Genomic DNA, 2,311 nt, shown 5'->3' with positions numbered 1-2,311 from the left:
CCGACTTCCGCGGGGTGCTGAAGCGGACCAGGTCCGCCGCGCTCGCCGCCCTGAGCCGTCCCGACGCCCCGGCCGAGCGGCTCGCCGCCCACCTCGGCCTGCCCGCGGACACCGGAGCCGGACCGCTCTACCAGGCCGTCTTCGTCCACCAGAGCCAGAACGACCTCGCGGACGGCTCCGGCGAACCCGCGCTGCCCGCGGGCGTCCGCACCACGAGCATGGACTCCGGCTTCGAGCAGGCCAAGACCGACCTGCTGCTCGACAGCTGGCGCACCGCCGACGGCGGCATCACGCTCTCCTTCTGCTACGACCGCGAGCTCTTCGACCGGGAGACCGTCGAGGCGCTCGGCGGCCGGTGCCGCGAGCTGTACACGCGGATCGTCGAGGACCCGGAACTCCCCCTGCACGGCGACTGGTTCGTCGGAGCGCGGGAGCGGGCGGCGCTGCTCGCCCTGGGCGCGGGGCCGACGGCTCCCGCCACCGTGCGAACGGTGCTGGAGCGGTTCGCGGACCAGGTCGCCGCGCGGCCGGACGCGCCCGCCCTGGACTGCGACGGCCGGACGCTGTCCTACGCCGAACTCGACCGGCGGTCCACCGAACTGGCGCACCGGCTCGGCCCGGTGGCCGGCCGGGTGGTCGCGGTGTCGATGGCGCCCTCCTTCGACCTGGTCGTCGCCCTGACCGCGGTCTGGAAGGCCGGCGCCGCCTACCTCCCGCTCGACCCGGCCCACCCCGAGGACCGCCGCGCCCTGATGGTCCGCGAGGCCGACGCCGTCCTCACCCTCACCGGCGCGGACCTGCCCGGCGCCGGTACCGCCGATCTGCCCGGCGCCGGGACCGCCGACCTCGCCCGGCCCGACCCGCGGGGCCTGGCCTACGTCCTCTACACCTCCGGGTCCACCGGCACGCCGAAGGCCGTCGCCGTCGACCATTCGGCGGTGTCCGCCCGGGTCGACTGGATGACGGGCCCGGACGGCTACGCGCTGGGCCCCGCCGACCGGATCGTCCAGTTCGCCTCCCTCGGCTTCGACACCCACGTGGAGGAGCTCTGGCCGGCCCTGGCGGCCGGGGCATGCGTGGTGCTGCTGCCCGGCGGCGGCCGGACCCTGCCCGACCTGCTGGACGGCCCGTCCGGCCGGTCCGTCACCGTGCTCGACCTGCCGACCGCCTACTGGGAGGAGCTCGTCGGCCTCGGCGAGCAGACCCGTTGGCCGGAGGCACTGCGCCTGGTGGTCATCGGCGGTTCCGAGGCGCGCGCCGACACGGTCGCCCGGTGGCGCCGACGGCACGGGGACGCCGTCCGGCTCGTGAACACCTACGGCCCCACCGAGGCCACCGTGATCGTCACCGCGGCCGAGCTGACGGCGGCCGACACCGAGCGCCGGCCCTCGCTGGGCCGCCCGCTGCCCGGGGTCGGGCTGCACGTGCTGGACGAGCGCGGCGGGCTGCTGCCCCGGGGAGCCGAGGGCGAGCTGTACATCGGCGGCAGCGGCCTGGCCCGGGGCTACCTGGGCCGGCCCGACCTGACCGCGACCGCCTTCGTACCCGATCCGTTCCTCGGCGGCGTGATGTACCGCACCGGGGACCGCGCCCGGTGGCGGGCGGACGGCCGGCTGGAGTTCCTGGGGCGCGGCGACGCCCAGCTGAAGCTGCGCGGCTACCGGATCGAGCCCGCGGAGATCGAGTCCGCGCTGACCGCGCACCCGGCCGTCGCGCAGGCCGCCGTGCTGGTCCGCGACGGCCGGAGACTGCTGGCGTACGCCGTCCCGTGCCCGGGTGCCGAGCCCGGACCGGCCGAGCTGCGCGAGCACCTCGCCCTGCGGCTTCCCGCCTACATGGTCCCGGACACCGTGCTCACCCTGGCCCGGCTGCCGCTGACCCCGAACGGCAAACCCGACCTCGCGGCCCTGCCCGACCCCGGGCCGGCCGCCGGGTCGGGCTACGTCGCGCCGCGCACCGACGCCGAGCAGCTGGTCACCGACCTGTGGCAGGAGGTCCTCGGAGTCCCGCGGGTCGGGGTGTTCGACGACTTCCTCGCGCTCGGCGGGGACTCCCTCCTGGTCACCCGGGTCGCCGCGCGGATCCGGGCCGGGATCGGACTCGACATCCCCATCCGCGACGTGTTCGAGAGCAGCACACCGGCCGCCCTCGCGGCCCGGATCGAGGCGCTGCTGATCGCCGAGATCGACGCGCTCACCGAGGAGGAGGCGGCCGGGCGCCTCTCCGGCTGAGCGGGCGGGGCCCGGCTTCCGCGCGCAGTGGAAGCCGGGCCCCGAGGGCGCTCCGGGGGCGTTCCGGGGGCGTTCCGGGG

General features: G+C 76.8%; 1 protein-coding gene. It reads left to right on the top strand.

The features are described from left to right. Positions 1–2,231 (top strand): amino acid adenylation domain-containing protein (locus tag ACIQOV_RS37980; RefSeq protein WP_401055330.1); only part of this gene is annotated, 2,231 nt, incomplete at its 5' end. Between the last annotated feature and the right edge of the window lie 80 nt (positions 2,232–2,311).

It is taken from the genome of Kitasatospora sp. NPDC091257, assembly GCF_044757675.1.
Lineage (GTDB): Bacteria > Actinomycetota > Actinomycetes > Streptomycetales > Streptomycetaceae > Kitasatospora > Kitasatospora lactacystinica.
Note: the sequence above shows the minus strand (reverse complement) of the source record. Positions and strands in the feature narration are given on the sequence as shown.